Origin of the sequence: Halobacillus massiliensis, from assembly GCF_900166625.1 — a bacterium.
GTDB lineage: Bacteria > Bacillota > Bacilli > Bacillales > Halobacillaceae > Halobacillus_A > Halobacillus_A massiliensis.
Genome location: NZ_LT800499.1, coordinates 2,896,123 through 2,917,621, shown reverse-complemented (window position 1 = coordinate 2,917,621; position 21,499 = coordinate 2,896,123). Strand labels below are relative to the sequence as shown.

Here is a 21,499-nt window from a genome sequence, read left to right as displayed (position 1 = left end):
CCGCTTTTCAGGCTTGTTTTTATTGGGGAGGCTGGTTTAAGAAAAAGAGAGCGATTGTTCCAGGACCAGCATGTGAGCCGATCACTGAACCGACCATTTCAATTTCGATGTCCCGGGGGCCGAACTCTTTGCGAATTAATTCAGCCAATTTTTCAGCGTTTTCCAAATCATCACCATGACTTATGGCGATACGCTGCTGATCGAGTGCCGTTCCTCGTTCCTTCATAATTTCTGTCATTCGCGAAAGAACTTTCTTTGCTCCTCTTATTTTTTCCAGGGGAATTAGTTTGCCGTCTTCTACATGCAGCAAGGGCTTAATTCTAAGAAGGCTGCCGACAAATGCAGCAGTTTTGCTTACACGACCCCCACGTTGAAGGTATTCTAAATCATCCACTGTGAAAATGTGTTCCATGTAGGCAGAGTAATATTGTCCTGTTTCGATGATACTGTTGAAGTCTTTTCCTTGTTCAGCTAGCTCAGCAACCCGCATAACGATAAGTCCGTACCCCATAGAAGCAGCTTTCGTGTCAATTACTTCAAACTGGGCATTCGGAAATTCTTCTTTAACTTCCTGTTCGATCATTTTCGCGGTTTGATAGGTGCCTGATAGCTCTGAAGAGAAAGCGAAGTAAATAAAAGGCTGGTTATCCCGGGCAAAAGATGTAAAAGTATCACGGAACGCCTGAGGCGACACCTGTGAGGTTTTTGGTGCTTCTCCGTCTCTCATAAGAGAATAAACCTGGTCAGGGGTAATCGTTTTGCCATCTTCAAACTCTTCTCCTCCGATAGTCACCCCTAGAGGAAGACAGTGGACATTTAATTTATGCAGCGATTCAACGGATAAATCACAGGCCGAATCACATACAATTTTTACGTTCATACCATTCACCTACTGTTTTAAATTTTATAGTTTTAAGTTTAGGCGTATGGAAGGACATAGTAAAGCAATATCTCCGTCATTTTTTATGATTATTGGGTTGAATTTGCGGGTAGCACTTAACAAGTACTTGATTTTCAGTAATAGTGGTGATAAAAAAAGAGTAGTATTTAATGCCAAAGTAAGGAGGCAGTTATGTTTTCATTTGAGGTAAAAAGAATTTTAATCGTAGTATTTGGGGCTTTGCTGAATGCTCTTTCCCTGAACTTGTTCCTCATTGAAGCGAATGTTTATGCCAGTGGATTTACAGGTGTAGCTCAGCTTCTGACAAGTATTTTTCAAGATTTTTTAAATATCCAGGGTGTTAGTACAGGTCTCATTTTATTCATACTTAATATACCGGTTGCTATACTTGGCTGGTACAAAGTCGGTAAAGGTTTTACTGTTTACAGCGCGCTGTCTGTTGGTTTTACCACATTATTCCTAGAGCTGATTCCATTACAGCAGCTTTCTGAGGACATTATTTTAAATGCTGTTTTTGGCGGCGTTCTCGGTGGAGTCGGTGTTGGAATCACGCTCAAATGGGGGGCTTCCACAGGCGGTCTTGACATCATTGCCATGATTCTCTCCCGTTTAAAGGACCGTCCGATCGGTATTTATTTCTTACTCATTAACAGTGTGATTATTGCGGTTGCCGGGATATTATATCTGCCTGAAAACGCATTATACACATTACTGACTCTCTATGTTACAACAAGAGTCATTGATGCGATCCATACACGCCATGAGAAACTGACAGCAATGATTATTACGACAAAAGCACCCGAATTAGAAAAAGCTATCCATGCCCGGATGATACGCGGGATTACTACGCTTCCGGCAAAGGGAGCCTTCACTCAGCAGGATAAAAACATGCTCGTCATGGTTATCAGTCGTTATGAGCTCTATGATCTGCAGCATATTATCACAGAAGTGGACCCGCAAGCCTTTACGAATATCATTCAAACCACTGGGATATTCGGTTTATTTAGAAAAGATGATAAGTAACTTTTTAAAAAGGGTGTGTATTTATTTATGAAGAAACAGTTCTTCCTCACCATAAGCTTACTGCTGATTTTCCTTGTCGCTTGTTCAAATTCGGAAGATAATTCGGAAGGAGAAGAAGAAATGGATAATGAAAATGGTTCCACAGAAGAAACAAATCCTGAAAACATAGTGTCTCTTGTTGAACAGCTGACATTTGATGGCCAGGCTCAATCCGGGGAAGAAGGGATAAGCTTTGATTTTTTCATTACGAATGATTCGGAAAAACCCATCACTTTAGGTTTCAGCTCCAGCCAGAAATATGAAATTGTACTGGAAAACGAAGCTGGAGAAGTCGTGTACAAGTATTCAGAAGGCCAAATGTTTGCTCAGCAGCTTACTACGGAAGAACTGGAACCGGGAGGACAGCTGGCTGCCAGTGAAACAATAGATCAAGAATTGCCTCCGGGGGAATATGAGGCCAAAATGTCCTTCCTGGTTAGAACAGTAAATGACCAGCCGTTAGAAACTAAACCTTTTGAAATGACTAAAACGGTCACAGTTGGTGGGGAGAACACAGAGGAGGAATCCGCACCTGCCGATGTTTCTTCTTCTGATCCTCAATATGGGGATGTTTTTCGAGAAATGACGATGTCTGGAGAAGACGGAAAATATTCTGTTGCGGGAGAAGCAAATGTAAACAATGGTGAATTTTTCTATACAATTGATGATGGTCATAACATTTTTGTAGAAGATAAAGCTGTTAAAGTGGATGATCCAGAAAAGGAATGGTCTCCTTTCAGCTTGGAAATAGAAGTTGACCCAGCTGAACTTCCAGAAAGCGGGGCACTGGTTATGACTATTTACGAAAAAGACAAGAATGGCCAGCCCATCCATATGAATTACGTACCGCTCGAAAACTTTGATGCCTGAGAATTAAAAAAACAGCTGACACATTTGTCAGCTGTTTTTTTATTAATAGCCGTGATTTGTTATAACTTCCTTAACTTTAGGGGTTAGCTCTTCCCAATCAGCATTTGAAAGCTTATTTACCGTAATAAAGTTCTGGAAGCCAAATACGTTATCAACGCCTTGTAGTTCCATGAGTTCATTCATAATATCATATTCACTTGATTGACCAGGCATGACAGATACGCTTCCGTCTCCCTGGAAGATTAAAGAGTCAGTAGTGAACTTGCGTGCGTTTGGATTAGGTGTTTCGTCTACAGTTATCGGCATAATTATTTCCTCCTCTTGAAACGGCTCATCTCTATCTTATCAGAAAATAAATAAACTCTAAATAAAAAGGATGGCAGACTGTAGAGTTTCACACATAGCTATTTTGGTAATAAATAAAAGAACTTTAAATATCTGGAGGAAGAGGCCATGTGGAGAAAAGGAATTTGGATTGGAACGATCTCAGGATTAGCTATTGGTATTTACATGTGGCTTGTAGAAGAATTGACCGCAATTAAGGTTTATATATTATTAATGAATGTGGATTTCATTCCTGTAATAGGAGATATTGATTGGCCGGCTCCAGTAGAATGGCTGTTTCATCTTATCATCTCCTGGGCCATAGGAATGATCTACTGCTTTTTGCTTAGAAGTAAACAGAACAGTACAGTAAGGATGCAATGGATACTTGCCTTTGTTTTATCAGCCATAGCCTTCAGTACGTATTTTCCATTAACACTGCTTGCTATTAAGGATACACCTGCTGTTACAAATATGACGGCTATCGTCTTGTGGGCGGCTGGACATATTCTATACGCTCTTCTATTAAAATTATCATATAACTTAAAGGATAGCTTTTCCTAAAAGAGGATAGAGCTGTCTTTTTTATTAAAAAATTATATATAAGGACAAACACCGTTACCAAACTTCATTTCCCTCATAGATATAATAAAAATCAACTTTTGAGGTGATGAGATGTTTGGTTATTCTATGATTAAAATGGTGCGCAGTCATGCTGTGAAAATAGATCACCCTCTTAGAAGCTTACTCTTAGGGAGTTATAAACCTTTTAAATGGGTGCCCTGCTTTATGCACACTAAGCTTGAAAACTGGATAAAAAGCAGAAAGAAAATTGAAGTAGTTATAGAATTTGATAAGAATTCTCCATCCTTTATGGATGCAGCACAAGAAGTTATAACTGTTAGTGCTCATCATAAAAAATGCAGGGTGAATAAGATGTTTGCCCCTGTATCATGTGTAAGTGCGCACGTGACACCTAAAGGGTTGGAATCCATTCTGAATAAATGCAGCTGTGTAAAAAAAGTGTATTTAAATAGAGAAGTTCATGCTCTCTTAAATACAGCTCTTCCATCTGCCCATGCGGAAAAAATATTATTAAATGAATCTCCGCTTACGGGAAAAGATGTAACCATTGCTGTCGTTGACACGGGGATTTATCCACACCAGGATCTCGACGAGAGGATTATCGCTTTTGCGGATTTTGTTAATAACCGGTCAGAACCTTATGATGATAATGGTCATGGTACTCACTGTGCCGGAGATGCAGCAGGCAGCGGCTTTACATCTGATGGAAAATATAAGGGTGCTGCACCTGATGCAAATTTAATTGGTGTAAAGGTACTTAATAAAATGGGATCGGGGACCCTTGAATCCATAATGGAAGGGCTCGATTGGTGTATTAATTATAATGAAGAAAATGCCTCGAAGATCGATATCATCAGCATGTCATTAGGGACGACTGCTGGCACATATGCCAGTGAAAATGATGATCCTATGGTTCGATATGTAGAATTAGCCTGGGAAAGCGGCATTACGGTAGTAGTGGCTGCAGGTAATGAAGGACCTGACAGTGGAACAATTGCAAGCCCTGGGATCAGTGATAAGGTCATTACGGTTGGAGCACTTGATGACCGAAATACATCAGAAAATAGAGGAGATGATGATGTAGCTGATTTTTCAAGTCGTGGACCAACTCCTTATGGGGTCACAAAACCAGATCTTCTGGCACCTGGTGTAAACATTGTTTCCTTACGATCACCAAGATCCTATCTGGATAAGATGCAAAAATCCAGCCGCGTTGATTCTCACTATGTGACTTTGTCGGGTACTTCAATGGCTACTCCAATAGTTGCCGGGATTGCCGCAATTATGATCGAAGCAAAACCTGACATAACACCTGATCAATTGAAGCAGGCATTGACTGATGGAGCAGACATGTGGAAGGATCGGGATCCTAATATATATGGAAGCGGCTATGTGAATGCAGAGAAATCAATCGCTCTTATAATGCAACAGGGTACTTCTTCTGAAGATCTATAAATGAGGACTTCTGAATGAATTCAGCATTGAAGACCTGCATTTTCTTAATATAGAAAATGCAGGCATTTTATATGTTCATGTTGAGGGAATGGACTTTAGCTTAGAAAAAAAGATCAGACTCATAAAGAGTCTGATCTAATGGTTACCGTAGTTGGTTGTTGTGTTCAGCTTCAAGCTTGCGTTCTAATTGCTGTAGCTCTTGCTTCTCTTCTTGAGAGCACTGGCTATATGCAGATTGAATCGCTTGCTTTGCAGCTTGCATATCTTCTTGACTTGGCTGATGACCAGCTTCGCGGTTCTGTGTCATACGATTAATAGCATTTCTCGCATTTTCAAATAGAGAATTCACTGTTAAAACCCTCCTACCGTGTGTTGATCAGCTTCCATCTCTTTGCGTTCGGCTTCAGAGATGCGCTTTGGTTCCATTTCGCGCTCATCGAAATTTTGAACCTCAACCCATCGTTTTTGATCTTGCTTTTGCTTATCCATGACAAAGCCCTCCTGTCATAAAAAAAGCCTGAACGCTTTTCGCGTCCAAGCTTAGTATGGCTGGGCTGCAAAGTTATACTCAAGGTAAAATATTACTTACATGGCTTTGCGATTTAGTTTTAAATAATCAGTTAAAAACTCGCCAATGCCGTTATTCTCATTCGTGTCTGTTACATGGTTGGCTAAATTTTTCAGTTCTTTGATGGCATTTCCCATCGCTACCCCTACGCCGGCATACTCAATCATTTCAAAATCGTTATCTTCATCTCCAAAAGCAATAATCCGGTCTTGTGGAATGTTATAGAAATGAGCAATTTTCTTTAGACCGACAGCTTTATTCATGCCTGCTCTGACAATTTCGATGACATGCCAGGGAGCTCCCCATTTCCTGTGATCGATTAACTCTGCATGTACATCCAGTTCTTCACGCAGTGTGTTAATTTTCTCTTCTTCAGGATGGATTAAGATAGATGTAGGATCTTCTTTTAAGTTGGTATTAAGCTTTCCAACTGTCACCGGGTTCTCATCTTGAGTATGGAATATTTCCATAAGCTCCTTATCGTGCTGATCTAAATAAATATGGTCCTTCACTTCAGCCAGAATGTTTTTAACACCTAATTCATGGCATCTGTGAATGATTTTATGTGCTGTGCGAATAGAAAGCGGTGAATGCAGCGCATCCCAGCGCTCATCTTTCGGGTGATGAATAAGAGCGCCGTTAAAGTTTACCATAGGTGTTTCAAGTTTCAGTTGATTGTAAAAATCAATACTTGCCCTGTGAGGGCGTCCGGTAGCTATACAGACGATATGACCATTCGCCATTGCATCTCTGACGACTTTTTCTGTTTCTCCATGGATTTCTTTATTATCTGTCAGCAGCGTACCGTCCAGATCAAGTGCTATTAAATGTTGTTTTTTCATCGTCTTCACCTCAATTTATAATCCAAGTGTAGCGGGTATTTAGTTGGAATGCAAAGGTAGTCCTCTAGTAATGCCTATCCTTTCCAATCCCAAGTTATAAATGGTACGATTACATTATACAACAATAAATGTAAATTTAATGATTGAGAAATATTAAAGATTTGTTAGAAGGGATTAGAGTAAATGATAGGCATATATCGAGAAACATTAAAAGGGATTCCGATTTTAATCATTGTAAACTCGGCAAAATATGATCAGCCGCTGCCCGTTTTTACATATTTTCACGGCTTTACATCAGCAAAAGAACATAATTTGCCACAGGCTTACTTATTAGCGCAAAAAGGATATCGAGTGATTCTCCCAGATAGTATATACCACGGAGACAGGGATGATCACCTGTCCAGACAGGAATTAAGCTTTAAATTTTGGGAGATCGTGTATCAAAATTTAAAAGATCTTCAAGATATAAAAGACGGTCTTGATCAGCGAGGGTTAATATTAGACCGGCGTTTTGGTGTAGGAGGCACCTCTATGGGAGGAGTCACAACTGCAGCAGCGATCACGATGTACCCATGGATTCAGGCTGGCGCTGTGATGATGGGATCTCCAAAACCAGTAGAGTTTGCCAAGAAGCTGATTAGGGATGTTGAGCAGACAGGAATTCATTTGCCAATATCACCAAATGAGCTTAGTGAGCTTTATCAATCGCTTGAAAACATTGATTTATCGCTTAATACACAAAAAATTAGAGAAAAGCCACTGTTCTTCTGGCATGGAGATGCCGATCCAGTCGTTCCATTTGAGCACTCCTATGATTTTTATAATGAAATTGTATCTAATTACCGAAATCCTGAAAATATCCGCTTTTTACGGGAAACAGGAGTTGGTCATAAAGTCAGTCGTTTTGGCATATTAGAGATGGTAAATTGGATAGAGATTGTTCTTTAAAATGTTTAGCGGTTTATTCTAGAGGAAAAATTGTTTATAATAAGTAATGAATGAAAATGAAGGGGGTACTATTATGGATACAGCGCTTGAAGAAAATGTTATGGGCGCCCTTGAGAATGTAATTGACCCTGAGTTGGGTATTGATATCGTGAACCTAGGTCTCGTTTATGGAGCTGACATGGACGAAGATGGCAATACTACAGTGACAATGACATTGACAGCAATGGGTTGTCCATTGGCTGGGCATATTGAACAGGATGTAAAGCGGGTGCTTGCTGACCTTCCAGAGGTCAATGAAGTAAACGTTAATATTGTTTGGAATCCACCATGGACAAAAGATCGCATGAGCCGTTATGCGAAAATTGCTCTTGGGATTCCTGATTGATTGAAGAAGAGCCCCTTTCCTTGCTGGAAGGGGTTTTCTTTATGAATGAATGCACTTTTTAATAAGGAGTCTTAAAAGATGACAGTAATCTTTCAAATAACGGGGTACAAAAATTCGGGCAAAACAACGGTGATTGAGCAGTTAACCAGCTTTGGCAGTAATACTGGTGATATAATCGCTGTAATTAAACACCATCCCCATGAAGCGCCCCTCAACCCCCTGAGTGAGAATAGCGACAGTGAAAGAATTTTTAACAGTGGTGCAAGTATCTCAACAGTAATCAGCCCTAAGGGTGCCCAGTTACATACTAATGGGGAAATAAAGCTGGAACAAATGATTAAGTGGTATGAAAGTTTTAGTCCAGACCTCATTTTAATAGAGGGCTACAAACAAAAGAATTATCCAAAGGCTGTCATTTTGAAAGAAGAAAAAGATAAAGATTTGCTAAAGCTTTGCAATATAAAATTAGTTTTAACCTGGGGACCTGTCCCTGAATGTGATGTGCCGGTCATAAAAATCGCTGATTTGCAAAATCAAATGCCAGCTGTTTATGCAGCTGTAACAGAGGAGGGAAAGAGATGACAAATTTATTTAAAGTCACCGATCAGCCAATCTCTATTGAAAAGGTTACCAATCAAGTGGCACGAAGAGAAGCTGGAGCGATTAACACATTTATTGGTACGGTAAGAGAATTTACAAAAGGAAAAAGAACTCTTTTTTTAGAATATCAGGCGTACACGGCAATGGCGGAAGCCAAGCTTAAAGAAATTGGGGAAGAAATAGAAAAAAAGTGGCCTGAAGCAAAAACGGCGATTACTCATCGTATCGGCAAGCTGGATATTCAGGATATCGCTGTTGTTATCGCTGTTTCATCTCCGCATCGTGCCGATTCCTATGAAGCTAGCCGCTATGCGATTGAACGAATTAAAGAAATCGTTCCTATTTGGAAAAAAGAACATTGGGAAGATGGAGAAGCCTGGATTGGCAATCAATTGCAAACCAAAGCCTATGAAACAGGTAAGCCAAAAGAGGAGGATATAAAATGAATAAAGTTTTATTTTTTGCCGGCCTTCAGGAAAAAGCAGGTAAGGAATTTGTAGAAATCGATGTTGATGGGCAAACGGTCCAGAGCCTAAAAGAACGTTTGGAGAAGGATTATGGCCTTACGGATATATATGAAGCGATGACTGCGATAAATGAAGAGATAGCTTCAAATGACACAACAATCAAGGAAAAAGATACAATTGCTTTCCTGCCCCCTGTGAGTGGCGGTTAATTTAAAAAGGCTGTCCCAAATTTAAGGGACAGCCTTTTTCTTTTACATGAATAACACAATAAGTCCACCGACAATAAAGCAGTAAAAGGCGAAATATTTAAGATTGCCTCGAGCCATAATTCCCATAAACCATTTAAGAGCGTAATACGAAGCAAATAATGAAGCAATAAATGCAATGAGATAGCTGAGCCAGAACTCGCCTAAATTAGGATCATCAATTAAATCTCCCACTGATAATAACATTGTACCAAGACTGATTGGAATGTAGAGCAGGAAAGAAAAACGAAGAGCGGTTTCCTGCTTCATGCCCAGGAGCATTGCGGCTACAATAGTAGCACCTGAACGACTGATCCCGGGAATTAATGCGACAGATTGAGCGAGCCCTACAATAAGAGCATCTTTCCAGGTAAGAGCTCCGTCTCCCCGGCGCCCTCTTAAATTTCGAATAATCCAAAGAGCGATTCCGGTAACGATCAACATCAGACCAACCATTTCTACAGTTTTCAATCCAGCAAACTTATCCTCAAACAATATTCCGATAACACCTGCAGGAATTGTGCCGATAATTAAGTAAATAATGAAGTCAAAATCGTCTTTCTGACGTTTATCTTTCGTCCAAACATAGCCTATTCCGTTTTGAATGAGCCGCAGGATGTCGTTCCTATAAACTAACAGAACAGCGATTAATGATGCGAAATTCACGAGAACTTCAAACTGAAGCCCTTCTATCCTTAAATTAAACAGCTGCTGGACAATAACGAGGTGTCCACTAGAAGATATAGGAATAGGTTCTGTGAATCCTTGCAGAAGTCCCAAAAACAAATATTTTATTAAAAGCCATAACTCTTCCAAAAAATAACCCCCTTACTCACTTTCGAATTTATACGATTCGAGAAAATGTAATAATATATGTACGAGACTTAAAAAATTTTATCACAAATATACAGACGTTTGTTTTTAAAAAAACCCTACAAAAAACAATAAAAAAACGCTGCTATCTAATAAATAGATAGGCAGCAGCGTTTTTTTCGTAAGTTAAGCTTCTTCTGTAATGACCCCTTCGCCAAGAACAATAGCGGCTCCGCTAAAAAGAATCGTCATAGTAATTACTTGAGTGGCAGAAAATCCAGCGCCAGACATGTTACTTACTACATAAGCTGTCATTAAGCTTAAAAGAAACGCCCATAGAATTGTCCAAATAAATCTCAATGTCACACACCTCATTTTTACACATTCTTTCTTTATTTTATCAGAACTTTTTTGAAAAATAAATATGAAATCGCTTTATGGTGACATGTTATTACCAGTAAAGGAATAAAATCTAGGAAAAAGAGCTGGTGGTGACAGAATTATGGTGATTGTTTTATATAACTGCTTTGACTGGATTGGGTATCATTTTGCTCGGCAGCTATTACATAGAGGCCATGAGGTTATTGGTGTAGATGAAATTGATAGTGAAAAAAAAGAGGAATTATATTTATATGTCGGGAGAAACAGCCATTTTCAATATTTTACGTCTGCCGAGCAGCGGCTTAATCACTGTCATGAGTGTGAGGAGGAAGTTCACGTTTTAATCGATCGTTCAGGAGTAGAGGTGAAACAAAAAGACCGCTCCATTGAAACAGCAGAGATCCCTGCTTTATATGGTGAATGGATGGAGATTAATTGTGAGGAAATCGAAACCATTGATGATTTGCAGTTTTGGATTATTCAGCATCAAGCTGTCTATATTGAAGACTTTGTAGAAGACATGATTTCCATTATAGAAGGAAGAAAAGAAAGTTTAAAAATAGAAAGGGAAGGCGGGGGAGAGCAGCCTAAAGAGATACTCGAGAAAATCTGGAATATCCATTTAAAGGGAGGGGAGTTTTTGTACTAGTAGTTTTTCCTTTTTTTAATTATTAAACCCCTCCATACATAAAGGGGCTCATATATTCCTTTAGAGGGAAATGTGATTAATTTTGCCGGCCTGATGTATCCATTAACAGGTAAGGAAGATCAATCCTTATAAATAGAGCTTTCGAAATAAACAAAAATATACTAAAATTAGTGAACATAAGGGCCTCGGCTTCTTATGTTCTTTTCATTTTAAAGGCTTGCTTATAAAACAGAGATGAATTAATATTAGTACCAAGTCATAACAATTGATATAAACACAACCTTAAGGGGATGAATATATGAACGCTGGAATCATTGGGGTAGGGCATTACGCTCCTGAGAAAGTACTCACTAATAAAGATATGGAAAAAATTGTGGATACTAGTGATGAATGGATTCGCACGCGGACAGGAATTGAGGAGAGACACATTGCCGCTGATGATGAAGATACCTCGGATATGGCTTTACGAGCAGCAGAAGAAGCAATAAAGGACTCTGGGTTAACAATTGAAGAAATAGATATGATACTCGTGGCGACTGTTACACCGGATAATCCATTCCCATCTGTAGCTACAGTACTTCAGCATAAGCTTGGAGCAAGAAAAGTAGCCGCTATGGACCTTAGTGCAGCATGTGCCGGTTTTATGTATGGTGTGATTACTGCTAAGCAATTTATTGAAACAGGTTCCTGTAAGAATATATTAGTAGTAGGGGTAGAAAAACTTTCCAAAATTACTAACTGGGAAGACCGCAATACGTGCGTACTCTTTGGTGATGGAGCGGGTGCTGCCGTTATTGGACCTGTCAGTGAAGGAAAAGGAATCCTTTCCTTTGAGCTTGGAGCAGATGGAAGCGGCGGGCCTCATTTATACCAGGATGATTACCTCTTCATGAATGGCAGAGAGGTATTTAAGTTTGCAGTAAGACAAATGCCGCAGTCATCCGTAAATGTTGTGAAAAAAATCGGTCTTAAAGAAGAGGACGTCGATTATTTAGTTCCCCATCAGGCGAATATAAGAATTATGGAAGCAGCTCGAGAAAGACTTGGAATTCCAAAGGAAAAAATGTCAGTAAAGGTAAATAAGTATGGAAATACTTCATCTGCTTCTATCCCGCTGGCTTTGTCAGAAGACGTGAAAGCAGGTAAAATTAAAGACAATGATCTTGTTGTGCTCGTCGGTTTCGGCGGCGGACTCACTTGGGGAGCCGTTGCCCTTCGATGGGGTAAGTAATCAAGGAGGATATGTGTAATGGAAAAAAAGCGTGTCGTAATTACAGGACTGGGTGCCGTTTCTCCAGTCGGTAATACAGTTGACGAAATGTGGAACAGCATTAAAAACGGAAAATCAGGCGTTGGGCCTATTACAAAAGTTAATAAAGAAGATTACCCGGTTCATGTAGCGGCTGAGCTGAAAGACTTTGATCCGTCTTCTTTTATCGACCGTAAAGATGTACGCCGCATGGATCCGTTTGTTCAATATGCAATGGTTGCTTCCCGTATGGCCGTTGATGATGCAAACCTTACGATTAATGATGATAATGCAAGCCGTGTAGGAGTTTGGATTGGTTCAGGGATCGGCGGCATGAACACCTATGAATCCCAATTTGAAACTTTTCAGAAAAAAGGCTACCGGCGTGTAAGTCCATTTTTTATTCCAATGATGATTCCAGACATGGCTGCTGGACAAGTTTCCATTTCACTTGGAGCCAAAGGTATTAATTCATGTACGGTAACCGCATGCGCTTCCGGGGCCAATTCTATCGGTGATGCCTTCAAGGTAATCCAGCGGGGTGACGCTGATATTATGGTTACTGGCGGTACAGAAGCACCGATGAACAAAATGTCCTTTGCCGGCTTCGCCTCTGCCCGTGCATTGTCCCTTAATGATGACCCTAATACAGCAAGCCGACCTTTTGATAAGAACAGAGACGGTTTTGTAATGGGTGAAGGCGCAGGGATTATTATCCTTGAGACATTGGAATCCGCCCAAAAACGCGGGGCTAAAATTTACGGAGAGCTTACCGGCTATGGCGCTACTGGAGATGCTTATCATATCACTTCTCCAGCACCAGAAGGCGAAGGAGCAGTACGTGCGATGAACCAGGCTTTAGAAGATGCCGGGATCACAGCAGACAGCATCGACTATTTAAACGCACACGGAACATCAACAGATTTAAACGATAAGTTTGAAACAATTGCAGCTAAATCTGTCTTTAAGGATCATGCATATAAAATGGCGATATCTTCTACTAAGTCTATGACTGGGCACCTGCTGGGAGCAGCTGGAGCTATAGAAGCTATTATTTCTCTTAAAGCTATTAATGAAGGGATAATCCCGCCGACAATCAATTACGAAACGCCAGATCCTGAATGTGATCTTGATTATGTTCCAAATGAAGCGAGAAGCCAGGAGCTAACCAGAGTCATGAGTAACTCTCTAGGTTTTGGCGGCCATAATGCTTCACTGGTCTTTCAAAAATTTGCTGAATAGGCAAAACCAAATTAAAAGCGTGTGAAATCAACTAAAAAAGATTTCACACGCTTTTTTAATATCTGCTTTAGAAAGGGGAATGATTTTTCCCTGAGGGAGCTAGTTCTAAAAACTCGCGGTTCTGACCCTGCCTCTATGGCCCTTCAGGAGTTTAGAAATCTCAATTGATCTGTCTTAAAGTGAAGGAAAAAGTCTGCGCCACGTCTCTATTTTCCTTCAGGAGTCTCGCTATTTCGGTGTCTCTTTCTTACTTATGAAGAGAAGGAGCTGTTCCGTTTACTGTATAAGAGGAACGAGGCTGGGAAATAACTCCCTTTCCGCGGGGAGCCGGTGAGCTAGCTCGTTGCACTCGCGGATCTCACCTCGGCTCTATCTCCCTGCAGGAGTCTCGTCATTTCCCAGCCTCTTACCTGTCAAGAATATAAACGGAACGCTGTAGTTTTAGTAACCGCTATAAAGGAAATAATCCTTTCTTTCTCAGTGTTCCGTTACTCCTAGTAAACGCAAAGGGCCGGGGGAAACGGTGAGACTCCTATGGGAGGATAGAACAGGGTGAGATCCCGGAGGGCTAAAAGCCCGAGGAAGCTCACCGTTCGCCCATGGAAAGCGAGCTGTTTCCCCTGGCCCGGTTCTCTATATTCAGGCGAACGGAACAGAATTTTTCTATTTTGAGAATAGACAAGCCTTTAAGGGAGTACAGAAGGCTTTACCTTGTGAGGGCCCACGTCCTGTCTCTATCATGGCAAACAAAATTCTGTTTCTGCGAAGAGAGAAGCTTCGTAAACTTTTGAACAAAGTCAAAGAAATGCGAAAAATCCCCTGGCTATAGCAGCCAGGGGATTTTTGTTATTTAAGGAATTCCTGTACTTCTTCTGCACTTTGCTGTTCGTCATGCTGAAGTACCAGGCCGACTGGGTACGGCATTCTTGCGTTCCATACATTATCTTCTGTCGGTAAACTAAAAGTTTCTATATTATCTACTCCATTAAATAGAACTTCTTTACCCAAATCAAGAAACTTCCCGCTTCCTACATTGGTATCAACATAAGGTTGAAGGGTACCAAGAAGTCTCGGGGCTTTCATTACCCCGTTAAAAGAAACAAGTTCCTCCTTGAGCAGTGTAATTACTTTCTGCTGGCGCTCGACACGGGCAAAATCTCCGCGAGAGTCACTACGGAATCGGGCATATCCCAGGAGTTCTTCACCATTTAAGGTTTGGGTTCCTTGTTTAAGGTTAATATTCGTATCTGACGCTTTATATTGCATATCTTTTTCGATATCCACTTCAACACCGCTGGGCGCAAGTGTATCCACGATATGAGTAAAGCCATCAAAGTCTATGATTGAGTAATATTCAACATCTATTCCGAAGTTTTCTTTAATCGTCTGTCTCATAAGCTCCGGCCCGCCAAATGCGAAGGCAGCGTTAAGCTTGTTATAGCCATGCCCGGGGATACTTACATATAAATCCCTCATAAGGGACACCACTTTAGCTCGCTGTCCTTCCTCATCATACTGAGCAATCATAATCGTGTCTGAGCGTGGAGTCTCGTCATCTCGCTGATCCACCCCAAGCACGAGCACGTTTGTCTTGCCATCGTTATTGTCCACGCCTTTAAACTCATCTTTATACTTGCTGGACATTTCAGAAAGTGAATCATCACTTCCATCATCTCCCGATACTTTGCTTTGGGATTCTTGTTTACCCATCATATATTCGTAGCCCACATAACTCAGAGAAGTAATAAAGAATAAAAATATAATAGCTAGAAAAAGTCTTTTCTTACGTTTGCGTTTCCGCTGCTTACGCAAGGAGCGTTCAGCAACCATGCTTAATCATCCTTTCTATTGGTAACCCCCTCTAATAAATTTACATGTGATTTACATAATAGTAAAGGGGAATGAGGGGGACTAAGTCGAAAAGTGAAAGGTATGTCTCATTAAATCTAAACATACACTTTATAAAATGGACGAGGGGGACAAGCAGATGTGGCAGTGGATGGTGTTCTTAACAGGCTTTGGCTTAACTGTAGCTGGAGGAACGGTGACCATAACCTATTTGAACTTTGTCCCTGCAGGTTTGACCTGGATTGAATTTTTGTATGTGGTAAGATCTCGGCCTGAATGTTATTTATTCGGGCTTGGTTTATTTATGATTATTGTGTCCCTTTTATGGATGAAAGAATAATTTACTAAATGATGGATGTTAAGAATAAAAAAACCAACATTGGTCATAATGTAACCTAAAGAGTCTTCGGTAAGAAAGTGAGGTTGCGCTATGTTATATATGCATGATTTATGGGTCAATTGGTTCGAGGGAGAAGAAAATGGATACAATGTCTGTCAATTTCACGAATGGCGTAAAGAAGATGGAATTGAGCTTGTGGATCAAATACCACTGCTTTATATCGAAGAAAGCCTATACGAATTAATAGAAAATGATTTACAGGAACTGCCTAGAGATTTGCTGGACGATATTTACAAACGCACATATGTGAAAAACAACCAGGAGCGGCGTACGATAGATTATGCAGCAGTTGTAACAGATGGTAATAGAGTGCTTGTGTTCGATACTTTAGGTTATTCACTTCCTGTCAAAAAAAGTCGCCTCATTCCCCGCCAGGAACGCCTCGTGTTTGACATGGTGGAAGGAAAGAAGCCGTCCTATTATGTAATGGAAAGCATGGTACCAAAGGAATACCACATTCTATCACTTCCTCCGGAAAAGGTAGCAGGGTTGACGAGAAGAGAGCGTCAGCTAAAGCAATTGTTAATGATGGCCTTGGATCAGCTTAAGAACACAGATCATCCAGAAGAAGTCGGCTACTGGCTGACAGAGTGGGACCCCGCACAGTATCAGGATATTAAACATTTAACTACTGAAGATGCGTGGGCACGTCTCTATTATGGAACTCTGGAAGGCTGGAGCAGACAGCATGAAGAATTGTGTGCAAAAATCATTAAAGGACAGCCTTTTTTCGAAACCATGTGGCAGGCAGAAAACCAAAAAGACCAAAAACATTTAAAAAGCCAGAACTGAGGGATAACCTCTAGTTCCGGCTTTTTCTTATTTTTTCTTTTTTACACGACCTAATCCCATAGCCTTTTTAGCTTTCGCTAACATTTTATCTGCTTTGAAGGAGGCTTTATCTGCTCCTTGATCTAATATAGCATCTAATTCTTCAGAATCAATTAGTTGTTCATAGCGCTCCTGTATAGGAGTGAGAATGTTGACAACCGCTTCAGCAACACCTGCTTTAAAATCACCATATCCTTTGTCTTCGTACTTTTTCTCCAATTCCTTTATGGAAACTCCACGACACACCGATTCAATGGTGAGAAGGTTAGACACACCTGGTTTGTTTTCCTTATCATATTTCACGACACCTTCAGAATCCGTAACAGCACTTTTAATTTTCTTAGTAATCTTCTTTTCATCATCAAGCATAGAAATGTATGCTTTCTGGTTGGAGTCCGATTTACTCATTTTTTTCAATGGATCCTGAAGAGACATAATTCGTGCGCCCTCTTTTGGAATCCTTACTTCAGGCACTGTAAAGATATCATTGTATTTATTGTTAAAACGCTGAGCTAAGTTGCGAGTTAGTTCAAGGTGCTGTTTCTGGTCATCTCCTACTGGAACAATGTCTGTCTGATAGAGCAGTATATCAGAAGCCATGAGCGGTGGATAGGTCAGGAGGCCTGAGCTGACAGCTTCCTTACCACCTTTTGACTTATCTTTAAACTGTGTCATACGCTCAAGTTCGCCGATATAGCTGACACACTGAAGCATCCAGCCCAGTTGAGTATGGGCAGGTACTTCCGATTGGATGAACAAAGTAGATTTATCTGGATCTATTCCTGAAGCCAGGTATAAGGCAGCCAGTGATTTAATATTTTTTCGAAGCTCAAGACGGTCCTGTGGAACTGTTATAGCATGCTCATCAACAATACAAAAATAACAATTATGGTCGTCCTGTAAGTCCACAAAGTGGGTCATCGCCCCTAAATAGTTTCCGAGCGTTAATGTTCCGCTTGGCTGAATACCTGAAAAGATTGTTTTCATTTTCCATCACCTCTAATTGATTTCGAATAATAAAAAGAACCAATCGTTCTTCCTATATGGAAGGGACGATTGGTTCGCGGTGCCACCCTAATTACTTTTTAAAAAAAGTCGCTCAAATTCGTTAACGCCGAATGTACGGTTCTGCTCCAAAGCCCCATTTCGCTTTATTAGGCATAGCTGCTTACACCGACCGCAGCCTCTCTGAAAAGCTTACTAATAAAACTACTCTTACTTTATCGTCGCATTCTTTATTTAGAATCTTGAACAAATTATAGAGCAATCGTCCCAGCTTTTCAACCCATGTAATAAATAACCAAAAGAAAAAACATTCCAGCGAGCAAAAAGGCCCCTTGGAATAAAAAGAAGCGAACAACATTTCTGTTGAACAACTGCGAAGGCAGAGGTTTTTCTTCAAAGTCATCGATATCCTCCATATAATCTTTATTTTTTCCAATCTTGCTGGAGGTTTTTCGGAAGCTGTAAGTTACAGCATCAAAGAAGCCGCCTTTCACAATCCAGAGAATTAAACCTATAAATAAGTAGAAAAAGCAAAGATAAAAAAGCAGATCAATAAAATGGAGCATACTTTGGGCGGGAGAAAAGATTAAAAAGTATAATACTAAAGCAGTAAAGTTAGTAGCTAAAAATCCCCATTTGTTTCTAACAACTTTCATTTTCTTTCACATCCTAAATCTTTCAGAAATCTTCAAAAAATATTATACCATGGTTAAGGAAAGCGGGTAATTATATAAGTATCATAATAAATACAGAATATTCTAAATTACCAAGAGTAAACATATTTTTTATTTATTGTGAAGAAGTTTAACTTTATTTCAATTTATGTAAAAATTCACTGTATTCCTTTAAAGCGCATGAGCATAAGGCTGGCGCTGTTGATGGCAAATTCCGATAAAATAAACTAGGTATTTTTACCTGTTTTATGTTACGGGAACGTAATAAAATAGGGGATTTTATTAAATTATCGAAAAATAATGAATGCAAAATAATTTGAAAACTTGTATAATTCGTTATGTGGACAAGAAACCACGAATTTTAGACTTTAGGGGAGGTCATTTTCTAGATGAGAAAGACAAATTGGATTTTGCTTGTGCTCGCACTGGCACTAAGCATGTTCCTTGCTGCATGTTCCGGAGGATCTGATTCAGGATCTGAAGGTGAAGCTGAAGGCAGCGAAGGTGAAGGATCTGAAGGGTCCGGGGAACAAGTACTTAACTTATACGAACCATCAGAAATTCCTACGATGGATGCTTCAATGGCAACTGACGCTGTAGCTTTCCAATGGCTTGGAGAGACTATGGACGGGCTTTACAGAGTAGCTGAAAATGGTGAGCCTGAGCCAGCAATTGCTGAAGACCACGAAGTAAGTGATGATGCCCTTACTTGGACATTTAACTTACGTGATGACGCTGTATGGTCTAATGGAGATCCAGTAACAGCAAATGATTTCGTTTACGCGTGGCAGCGCGCAGTAAACCCTGATACAGGATCTGAGTATGGTCCTTATATGATGGGTGGCGTTATTAAAAACGCTCAAGCAGTTGCTGACGGTGATAAACCAATTGAAGAGCTGGGAGTTACTGCCGAAGACGATCATACATTAAAAGTAGAACTAGAGAAACCAACACCATATTTTGAATCACTTGTAACGTTTGGTACATTCCTTCCGTTAAATGAAAAGTTTGTTGAAGAGCAAGGCGATGACTATGCGCTTTCTGCTGAAGGACTGCTTTCTAACGGACCATTCACTATCTCTGATTGGGATTCTTCCGGTTGGACTCTTGAGAAGAGTGAAGATTACTGGGATGCTGACAATGTGAAGCTTGACAAGATCAACGTTAAAGTAGTTAAAGAAACATCTTCTGCAGTTAACTTGTACAACACTGGAGAAGTTGACCGTGCGGCACTAGATGCAGAATTTGTAGATGAATACCGTACAGCTGAAGACTTCAAAACGATTGAAGAGCCAACACTTTTCTATCTGAAGATGAACCAGGAAAACGAAATTCTTGGAAATGAAAATGCCAGAAAAGCGATTCAAAGAATTATCGATCGTGAATCTCTAGTAGGCACTCTACTTAACAACGGTTCACTTGCTTCTGCTGGTAATATGCCGAAGAACTTTGTTTTTGCTCCAGAAAGTGAAGAAGATTTCCGTGAGATAAATGGTGATCTATTTGAAACAAATAAAGAAGAAGCTCAAGAGCTTTGGACTAAAGCAAAAGAAGAGCTGGGAATTGAAGAAGCTGAACTTGGATACCTTGGCGGCGACACTGAGTTATCTAAGAACATGGATGCTTACGTAAAAGACCAGCTTGAAGAGTTAGAAGGATTAACTGTAAATGTACAGGCCGTTCCATTCCAAGAACGTCTTGATCGTGACACTAGTATGGATTACGATTTACAGATGGCTGGATGGGGTCCTGACTACATCGATCCAAATACATTCTTGAACCTTTGGGTAACTGACGGTGGAAATAACAAGACTGGTTATTCCAGCGACGAATATGATGCCTTAATTGAAAAAGCTAACGATGAGCTTGCACTAGAGCCTAAGGAACGCTTCGATACTTTCCTTGAGGCTGAGAAACTTCTAATCCAGGAAGATGCTGTACTAGCTCCAATCTATCAGCGTTCTCGTGCATATCTGTGGCAGCCATATGTTAAAGGAGTATACTTCAACCAGGCTGGACCTGATTTCACTTACAAGTATGCTTCCATAGAAGGCAAATAATCAACAAAGCCCCAAAAAGGCGTACCTTATAGGGAGAGAGTATATGGCCAAGAACGGCGTATACTCTCTTTTTCCCTGTCGAGGTAATTGTCAGATAATAGACAAATTTCAGTCTATTTCAACACTATTTTACAAAGGGTATATTTTTTAGGAGGTGTCAGGATGGCGCGGTATATTACACAGAGAATTATATATATGGTCATCACGATGTTTTTAATTGCTACATTTACATTTTTCCTTATGAAATTCCTGCCAGGTACACCATTAAGTGCAGCAGATAAATTATCTGAAGCACAGCAGGCAATAATATTAGAAAAGTATGGATTAAATGATCCTGTACCTGTTCAGTATTTTAATTACATGGTGAATTTAGTACAAGGAGATTTAGGAATATCCTTTCAGTTTGATAACAGAGAAGTTTCGACAATTATTATGGACCGTATTGGTCCTTCCTTGCAGTTAGGGTTTCAAGCAATGCTTATTGGAACAATTTTAGGTATGCTGCTTGGATTGGTGTCTGCGCTTTACCACAATGGATTTTTAGATTATGGATCAACTTTTACAGCGGTAATCGGTCAATCCATCCCATCCTTTGTATTTGCAGGAATACTTCAGTATTATGTTGGCGTAAAGCTAGGATGGTTCCCAGTGGCTCTTTGGGGAACTTGGCAGCACACAGTTTTACCGACTGTTGCTTTAGCTATTTTCCCGCTTGCAATATCAGCCCGCTTTATGCGAACAGAAATGCTTGAAGTTATGGGATCTGATTATATTACAACCGCTCGTGCCAAAGGTGTAAATAAATTTGGGGTTGTCTTTAAACACGGTGTGCGAAATGCTTTAATTCCATTAATTACAGTATTAGGCCCATTGGCTATCGGGTTAATGACAGGTACTCTCGTTATCGAAAATATATTTGCGGTTCCTGGAATCGGGGAGCAATTTGTTAAATCCATTAATACGAACGATTACCCGATCATTATGGGAACGACATTATTTTTCGCATTCTTTTTCATCGTAATTGTATTGGTAATTGACTTGCTCTATGGAGTCATAGATCCAAGAATTAGATTGGCAGAAGGAGAGTAGTACCTT

General features: G+C 40.2%; 26 protein-coding genes and 1 other annotated feature. Of the genes, 16 read left to right on the top strand and 10 right to left on the bottom strand.

Features of this window, described 5'->3' with window-relative positions; all coding sequences use genetic code 11:
• Nucleotides 1–19 precede the first annotated feature (19 nt).
• On the bottom strand, nt 20–880 hold the full coding sequence (locus B7E06_RS14500; protein ID WP_082234673.1) for a DegV family protein: 861 nt from the start codon (nt 878–880) through the stop codon (nt 20–22).
• Nucleotides 881–1,072: 192 nt separating this feature from the next.
• On the opposite strand from B7E06_RS14500, the gene B7E06_RS14495 reads away from it, so the two are divergent.
• On the top strand, nt 1,073–1,924 hold the full coding sequence (locus B7E06_RS14495) for a YitT family protein (RefSeq protein WP_082234672.1): 852 nt from the start codon (nt 1,073–1,075) through the stop codon (nt 1,922–1,924).
• Between the two features lie 27 nt (nt 1,925–1,951).
• On the top strand, nt 1,952–2,833 hold the full coding sequence (locus B7E06_RS14490) for a BsuPI-related putative proteinase inhibitor (protein WP_082234671.1): 882 nt from the start codon (nt 1,952–1,954) through the stop codon (nt 2,831–2,833).
• Nucleotides 2,834–2,875: 42 nt separating this feature from the next.
• Here B7E06_RS14490 and B7E06_RS14485 read toward each other — a convergent pair whose 3' ends face one another.
• Entirely contained in the window at nt 2,876–3,139 is a 264-nt protein-coding gene (locus B7E06_RS14485) for a NifU N-terminal domain-containing protein (protein ID WP_082234670.1), read from the bottom strand.
• Between the two features lie 147 nt (nt 3,140–3,286).
• Between B7E06_RS14485 and B7E06_RS14480 the strand changes: the two genes are divergently transcribed.
• Entirely contained in the window at nt 3,287–3,721 is a 435-nt protein-coding gene (locus B7E06_RS14480) for a hypothetical protein (protein ID WP_082234669.1), read from the top strand.
• Between the two features lie 111 nt (nt 3,722–3,832).
• Nucleotides 3,833–5,197, top strand: coding sequence for a S8 family peptidase (locus B7E06_RS14475; protein WP_082234668.1), 1,365 nt, complete (start codon nt 3,833–3,835; stop codon nt 5,195–5,197).
• A gap of 142 nt (nt 5,198–5,339) precedes the next feature.
• On the opposite strand, the gene B7E06_RS14470 is transcribed toward B7E06_RS14475, so the two are convergent.
• The 3 genes from B7E06_RS14470 to B7E06_RS14465 form a co-directional block, all read right to left on the bottom strand.
• The gene (locus B7E06_RS14470; protein WP_082236022.1) at nt 5,340–5,504 is read right to left on the bottom strand and encodes a DUF3813 domain-containing protein; all 165 of its coding nucleotides are present in this window, start codon (nt 5,502–5,504) and stop codon (nt 5,340–5,342) included.
• A 44-nt stretch (nt 5,505–5,548) separates the two neighbouring features.
• Entirely contained in the window at nt 5,549–5,686 is a 138-nt protein-coding gene (locus B7E06_RS21905; protein ID WP_179134062.1) for a hypothetical protein, read from the bottom strand.
• Nucleotides 5,687–5,782: 96 nt separating this feature from the next.
• Nucleotides 5,783–6,607 (bottom strand): Cof-type HAD-IIB family hydrolase, encoded by an 825-nt coding sequence (locus B7E06_RS14465; RefSeq protein WP_082234667.1) that lies wholly within the window; start codon nt 6,605–6,607, stop codon nt 5,783–5,785.
• A 183-nt stretch (nt 6,608–6,790) separates the two neighbouring features.
• Between B7E06_RS14465 and B7E06_RS14460 the strand changes: the two genes are divergently transcribed.
• The 5 genes from B7E06_RS14460 to moaD all read left to right on the top strand — a co-directional run bounded on the left by B7E06_RS14460 (nt 6,791) and on the right by moaD (nt 9,216).
• The gene (locus B7E06_RS14460; RefSeq protein ID WP_082234666.1) at nt 6,791–7,555 is read left to right on the top strand and encodes a prolyl oligopeptidase family serine peptidase; all 765 of its coding nucleotides are present in this window, start codon (nt 6,791–6,793) and stop codon (nt 7,553–7,555) included.
• 73 nt (nt 7,556–7,628) lie between these two features.
• Nucleotides 7,629–7,940 (top strand): metal-sulfur cluster assembly factor, encoded by a 312-nt coding sequence (locus B7E06_RS14455; protein ID WP_082234665.1) that lies wholly within the window; start codon nt 7,629–7,631, stop codon nt 7,938–7,940.
• Nucleotides 7,941–8,018: 78 nt separating this feature from the next.
• Nucleotides 8,019–8,522, top strand: a complete 504-nt coding sequence (gene mobB / locus B7E06_RS14450; protein WP_082234664.1) for a molybdopterin-guanine dinucleotide biosynthesis protein B — start codon at nt 8,019–8,021, stop codon at nt 8,520–8,522.
• Entirely contained in the window at nt 8,519–8,986 is a 468-nt protein-coding gene (locus B7E06_RS14445) for a molybdenum cofactor biosynthesis protein MoaE (protein ID WP_082234663.1), read from the top strand. The genes mobB and B7E06_RS14445 overlap by 4 nt, the downstream gene beginning before the upstream one ends.
• Nucleotides 8,983–9,216 carry a molybdopterin converting factor subunit 1 gene (gene moaD / locus B7E06_RS14440; protein ID WP_082234662.1) on the top strand — a complete coding sequence of 78 codons (234 nt, stop codon included), beginning with the start codon at nt 8,983–8,985 and terminating at the stop codon, nt 9,214–9,216. Before B7E06_RS14445 ends, moaD begins: the two co-directional genes overlap by 4 nt.
• 42 nt (nt 9,217–9,258) lie before the next feature.
• Here moaD and B7E06_RS14435 read toward each other — a convergent pair whose 3' ends face one another.
• Together B7E06_RS14435 and B7E06_RS14430 are read right to left on the bottom strand one after the other, a co-directional pair.
• A complete protein-coding gene (locus B7E06_RS14435; protein ID WP_082234661.1) occupies nt 9,259–10,068 on the bottom strand; it encodes an undecaprenyl-diphosphate phosphatase in 810 nt (269 codons plus the stop codon).
• A gap of 183 nt (nt 10,069–10,251) precedes the next feature.
• Nucleotides 10,252–10,431 carry a DUF2929 family protein gene (locus B7E06_RS14430; RefSeq protein WP_245807745.1) on the bottom strand — a complete coding sequence of 60 codons (180 nt, stop codon included), beginning with the start codon at nt 10,429–10,431 and terminating at the stop codon, nt 10,252–10,254.
• A 136-nt stretch (nt 10,432–10,567) separates the two neighbouring features.
• Between B7E06_RS14430 and B7E06_RS14425 the strand changes: the two genes are divergently transcribed.
• From B7E06_RS14425 to fabF, 3 genes are all read left to right on the top strand, one after another.
• Nucleotides 10,568–11,095 carry a hypothetical protein gene (locus B7E06_RS14425; protein WP_082234659.1) on the top strand — a complete coding sequence of 176 codons (528 nt, stop codon included), beginning with the start codon at nt 10,568–10,570 and terminating at the stop codon, nt 11,093–11,095.
• Between the two features lie 298 nt (nt 11,096–11,393).
• Nucleotides 11,394–12,326, top strand: coding sequence for a beta-ketoacyl-ACP synthase III (locus tag B7E06_RS14420; protein ID WP_082234658.1), 933 nt, complete (start codon nt 11,394–11,396; stop codon nt 12,324–12,326).
• 18 nt (nt 12,327–12,344) lie between these two features.
• Complete coding sequence (gene fabF / locus B7E06_RS14415) at nt 12,345–13,586, top strand: beta-ketoacyl-ACP synthase II (protein WP_082234657.1); 1,242 nt, start codon at nt 12,345–12,347, stop codon at nt 13,584–13,586.
• A gap of 846 nt (nt 13,587–14,432) precedes the next feature.
• On the opposite strand, the gene B7E06_RS14410 is transcribed toward fabF, so the two are convergent.
• Nucleotides 14,433–15,416 (bottom strand): LCP family protein, encoded by a 984-nt coding sequence (locus tag B7E06_RS14410; RefSeq protein ID WP_082234656.1) that lies wholly within the window; start codon nt 15,414–15,416, stop codon nt 14,433–14,435.
• A 157-nt stretch (nt 15,417–15,573) separates the two neighbouring features.
• Between B7E06_RS14410 and B7E06_RS14405 the strand changes: the two genes are divergently transcribed.
• Both B7E06_RS14405 and B7E06_RS14400 read left to right on the top strand, forming a co-directional pair.
• Nucleotides 15,574–15,774 (top strand): YuzI family membrane protein, encoded by a 201-nt coding sequence (locus B7E06_RS14405; protein ID WP_082234655.1) that lies wholly within the window; start codon nt 15,574–15,576, stop codon nt 15,772–15,774.
• A 90-nt stretch (nt 15,775–15,864) separates the two neighbouring features.
• Nucleotides 15,865–16,626 carry a DUF3603 family protein gene (locus B7E06_RS14400; RefSeq protein WP_082234654.1) on the top strand — a complete coding sequence of 254 codons (762 nt, stop codon included), beginning with the start codon at nt 15,865–15,867 and terminating at the stop codon, nt 16,624–16,626.
• Nucleotides 16,627–16,653: 27 nt separating this feature from the next.
• On the opposite strand, the gene trpS is transcribed toward B7E06_RS14400, so the two are convergent.
• Nucleotides 16,654–17,652: a tryptophan--tRNA ligase gene (gene trpS, locus B7E06_RS14395; protein ID WP_082234653.1), complete on the bottom strand. Its 999-nt coding sequence runs from the start codon at nt 17,650–17,652 to the stop codon at nt 16,654–16,656.
• A 58-nt stretch (nt 17,653–17,710) separates the two neighbouring features.
• Nucleotides 17,711–17,901: a binding site (T-box leader), on the bottom strand.
• 44 nt (nt 17,902–17,945) lie between these two features.
• A complete protein-coding gene (locus tag B7E06_RS14390; RefSeq protein WP_082234652.1) occupies nt 17,946–18,326 on the bottom strand; it encodes a DUF3899 domain-containing protein in 381 nt (126 codons plus the stop codon).
• Between the two features lie 407 nt (nt 18,327–18,733).
• On the opposite strand from B7E06_RS14390, the gene B7E06_RS14385 reads away from it, so the two are divergent.
• Complete coding sequence (locus B7E06_RS14385; RefSeq protein ID WP_082234651.1) at nt 18,734–20,404, top strand: peptide ABC transporter substrate-binding protein; 1,671 nt, start codon at nt 18,734–18,736, stop codon at nt 20,402–20,404.
• A gap of 162 nt (nt 20,405–20,566) precedes the next feature.
• Nucleotides 20,567–21,493: an oligopeptide ABC transporter permease gene (gene opp3b, locus B7E06_RS14380; RefSeq protein WP_082234650.1), complete on the top strand. Its 927-nt coding sequence runs from the start codon at nt 20,567–20,569 to the stop codon at nt 21,491–21,493.
• Nucleotides 21,494–21,499 lie beyond the last annotated feature (6 nt).

What these genes read in the sequence shown, in the direction of transcription:
- B7E06_RS14500 (WP_082234673.1), bottom strand. Translation starts at nt 880, where the DNA reads ATGAACGTAAAAATTGTATGTGATTCGGCCTGTGATTTATCCGTTGAA.
- B7E06_RS14495 (WP_082234672.1), top strand. Translation starts at nt 1,073, where the DNA reads ATGTTTTCATTTGAGGTAAAAAGAATTTTAATCGTAGTATTTGGGGCT.
- B7E06_RS14490 (WP_082234671.1), top strand. Translation starts at nt 1,952, where the DNA reads ATGAAGAAACAGTTCTTCCTCACCATAAGCTTACTGCTGATTTTCCTT.
- B7E06_RS14485 (WP_082234670.1), bottom strand. Translation starts at nt 3,139, where the DNA reads ATGCCGATAACTGTAGACGAAACACCTAATCCAAACGCACGCAAGTTC.
- B7E06_RS14480 (WP_082234669.1), top strand. Translation starts at nt 3,287, where the DNA reads ATGTGGAGAAAAGGAATTTGGATTGGAACGATCTCAGGATTAGCTATT.
- B7E06_RS14475 (WP_082234668.1), top strand. Translation starts at nt 3,833, where the DNA reads ATGTTTGGTTATTCTATGATTAAAATGGTGCGCAGTCATGCTGTGAAA.
- B7E06_RS14470 (WP_082236022.1), bottom strand. Translation starts at nt 5,504, where the DNA reads ATGACACAGAACCGCGAAGCTGGTCATCAGCCAAGTCAAGAAGATATG.
- B7E06_RS21905 (WP_179134062.1), bottom strand. Translation starts at nt 5,686, where the DNA reads ATGGATAAGCAAAAGCAAGATCAAAAACGATGGGTTGAGGTTCAAAAT.
- B7E06_RS14465 (WP_082234667.1), bottom strand. Translation starts at nt 6,607, where the DNA reads ATGAAAAAACAACATTTAATAGCACTTGATCTGGACGGTACGCTGCTG.
- B7E06_RS14460 (WP_082234666.1), top strand. Translation starts at nt 6,791, where the DNA reads ATGATAGGCATATATCGAGAAACATTAAAAGGGATTCCGATTTTAATC.
- B7E06_RS14455 (WP_082234665.1), top strand. Translation starts at nt 7,629, where the DNA reads ATGGATACAGCGCTTGAAGAAAATGTTATGGGCGCCCTTGAGAATGTA.
- mobB (WP_082234664.1), top strand. Translation starts at nt 8,019, where the DNA reads ATGACAGTAATCTTTCAAATAACGGGGTACAAAAATTCGGGCAAAACA.
- B7E06_RS14445 (WP_082234663.1), top strand. Translation starts at nt 8,519, where the DNA reads ATGACAAATTTATTTAAAGTCACCGATCAGCCAATCTCTATTGAAAAG.
- moaD (WP_082234662.1), top strand. Translation starts at nt 8,983, where the DNA reads ATGAATAAAGTTTTATTTTTTGCCGGCCTTCAGGAAAAAGCAGGTAAG.
- B7E06_RS14425 (WP_082234659.1), top strand. Translation starts at nt 10,568, where the DNA reads ATGGTGATTGTTTTATATAACTGCTTTGACTGGATTGGGTATCATTTT.
- B7E06_RS14420 (WP_082234658.1), top strand. Translation starts at nt 11,394, where the DNA reads ATGAACGCTGGAATCATTGGGGTAGGGCATTACGCTCCTGAGAAAGTA.
- fabF (WP_082234657.1), top strand. Translation starts at nt 12,345, where the DNA reads ATGGAAAAAAAGCGTGTCGTAATTACAGGACTGGGTGCCGTTTCTCCA.
- B7E06_RS14410 (WP_082234656.1), bottom strand. Translation starts at nt 15,416, where the DNA reads ATGGTTGCTGAACGCTCCTTGCGTAAGCAGCGGAAACGCAAACGTAAG.
- B7E06_RS14405 (WP_082234655.1), top strand. Translation starts at nt 15,574, where the DNA reads ATGTGGCAGTGGATGGTGTTCTTAACAGGCTTTGGCTTAACTGTAGCT.
- B7E06_RS14400 (WP_082234654.1), top strand. Translation starts at nt 15,865, where the DNA reads ATGTTATATATGCATGATTTATGGGTCAATTGGTTCGAGGGAGAAGAA.
- trpS (WP_082234653.1), bottom strand. Translation starts at nt 17,652, where the DNA reads ATGAAAACAATCTTTTCAGGTATTCAGCCAAGCGGAACATTAACGCTC.
- B7E06_RS14390 (WP_082234652.1), bottom strand. Translation starts at nt 18,326, where the DNA reads ATGAAAGTTGTTAGAAACAAATGGGGATTTTTAGCTACTAACTTTACT.
- B7E06_RS14385 (WP_082234651.1), top strand. Translation starts at nt 18,734, where the DNA reads ATGAGAAAGACAAATTGGATTTTGCTTGTGCTCGCACTGGCACTAAGC.
- opp3b (WP_082234650.1), top strand. Translation starts at nt 20,567, where the DNA reads ATGGCGCGGTATATTACACAGAGAATTATATATATGGTCATCACGATG.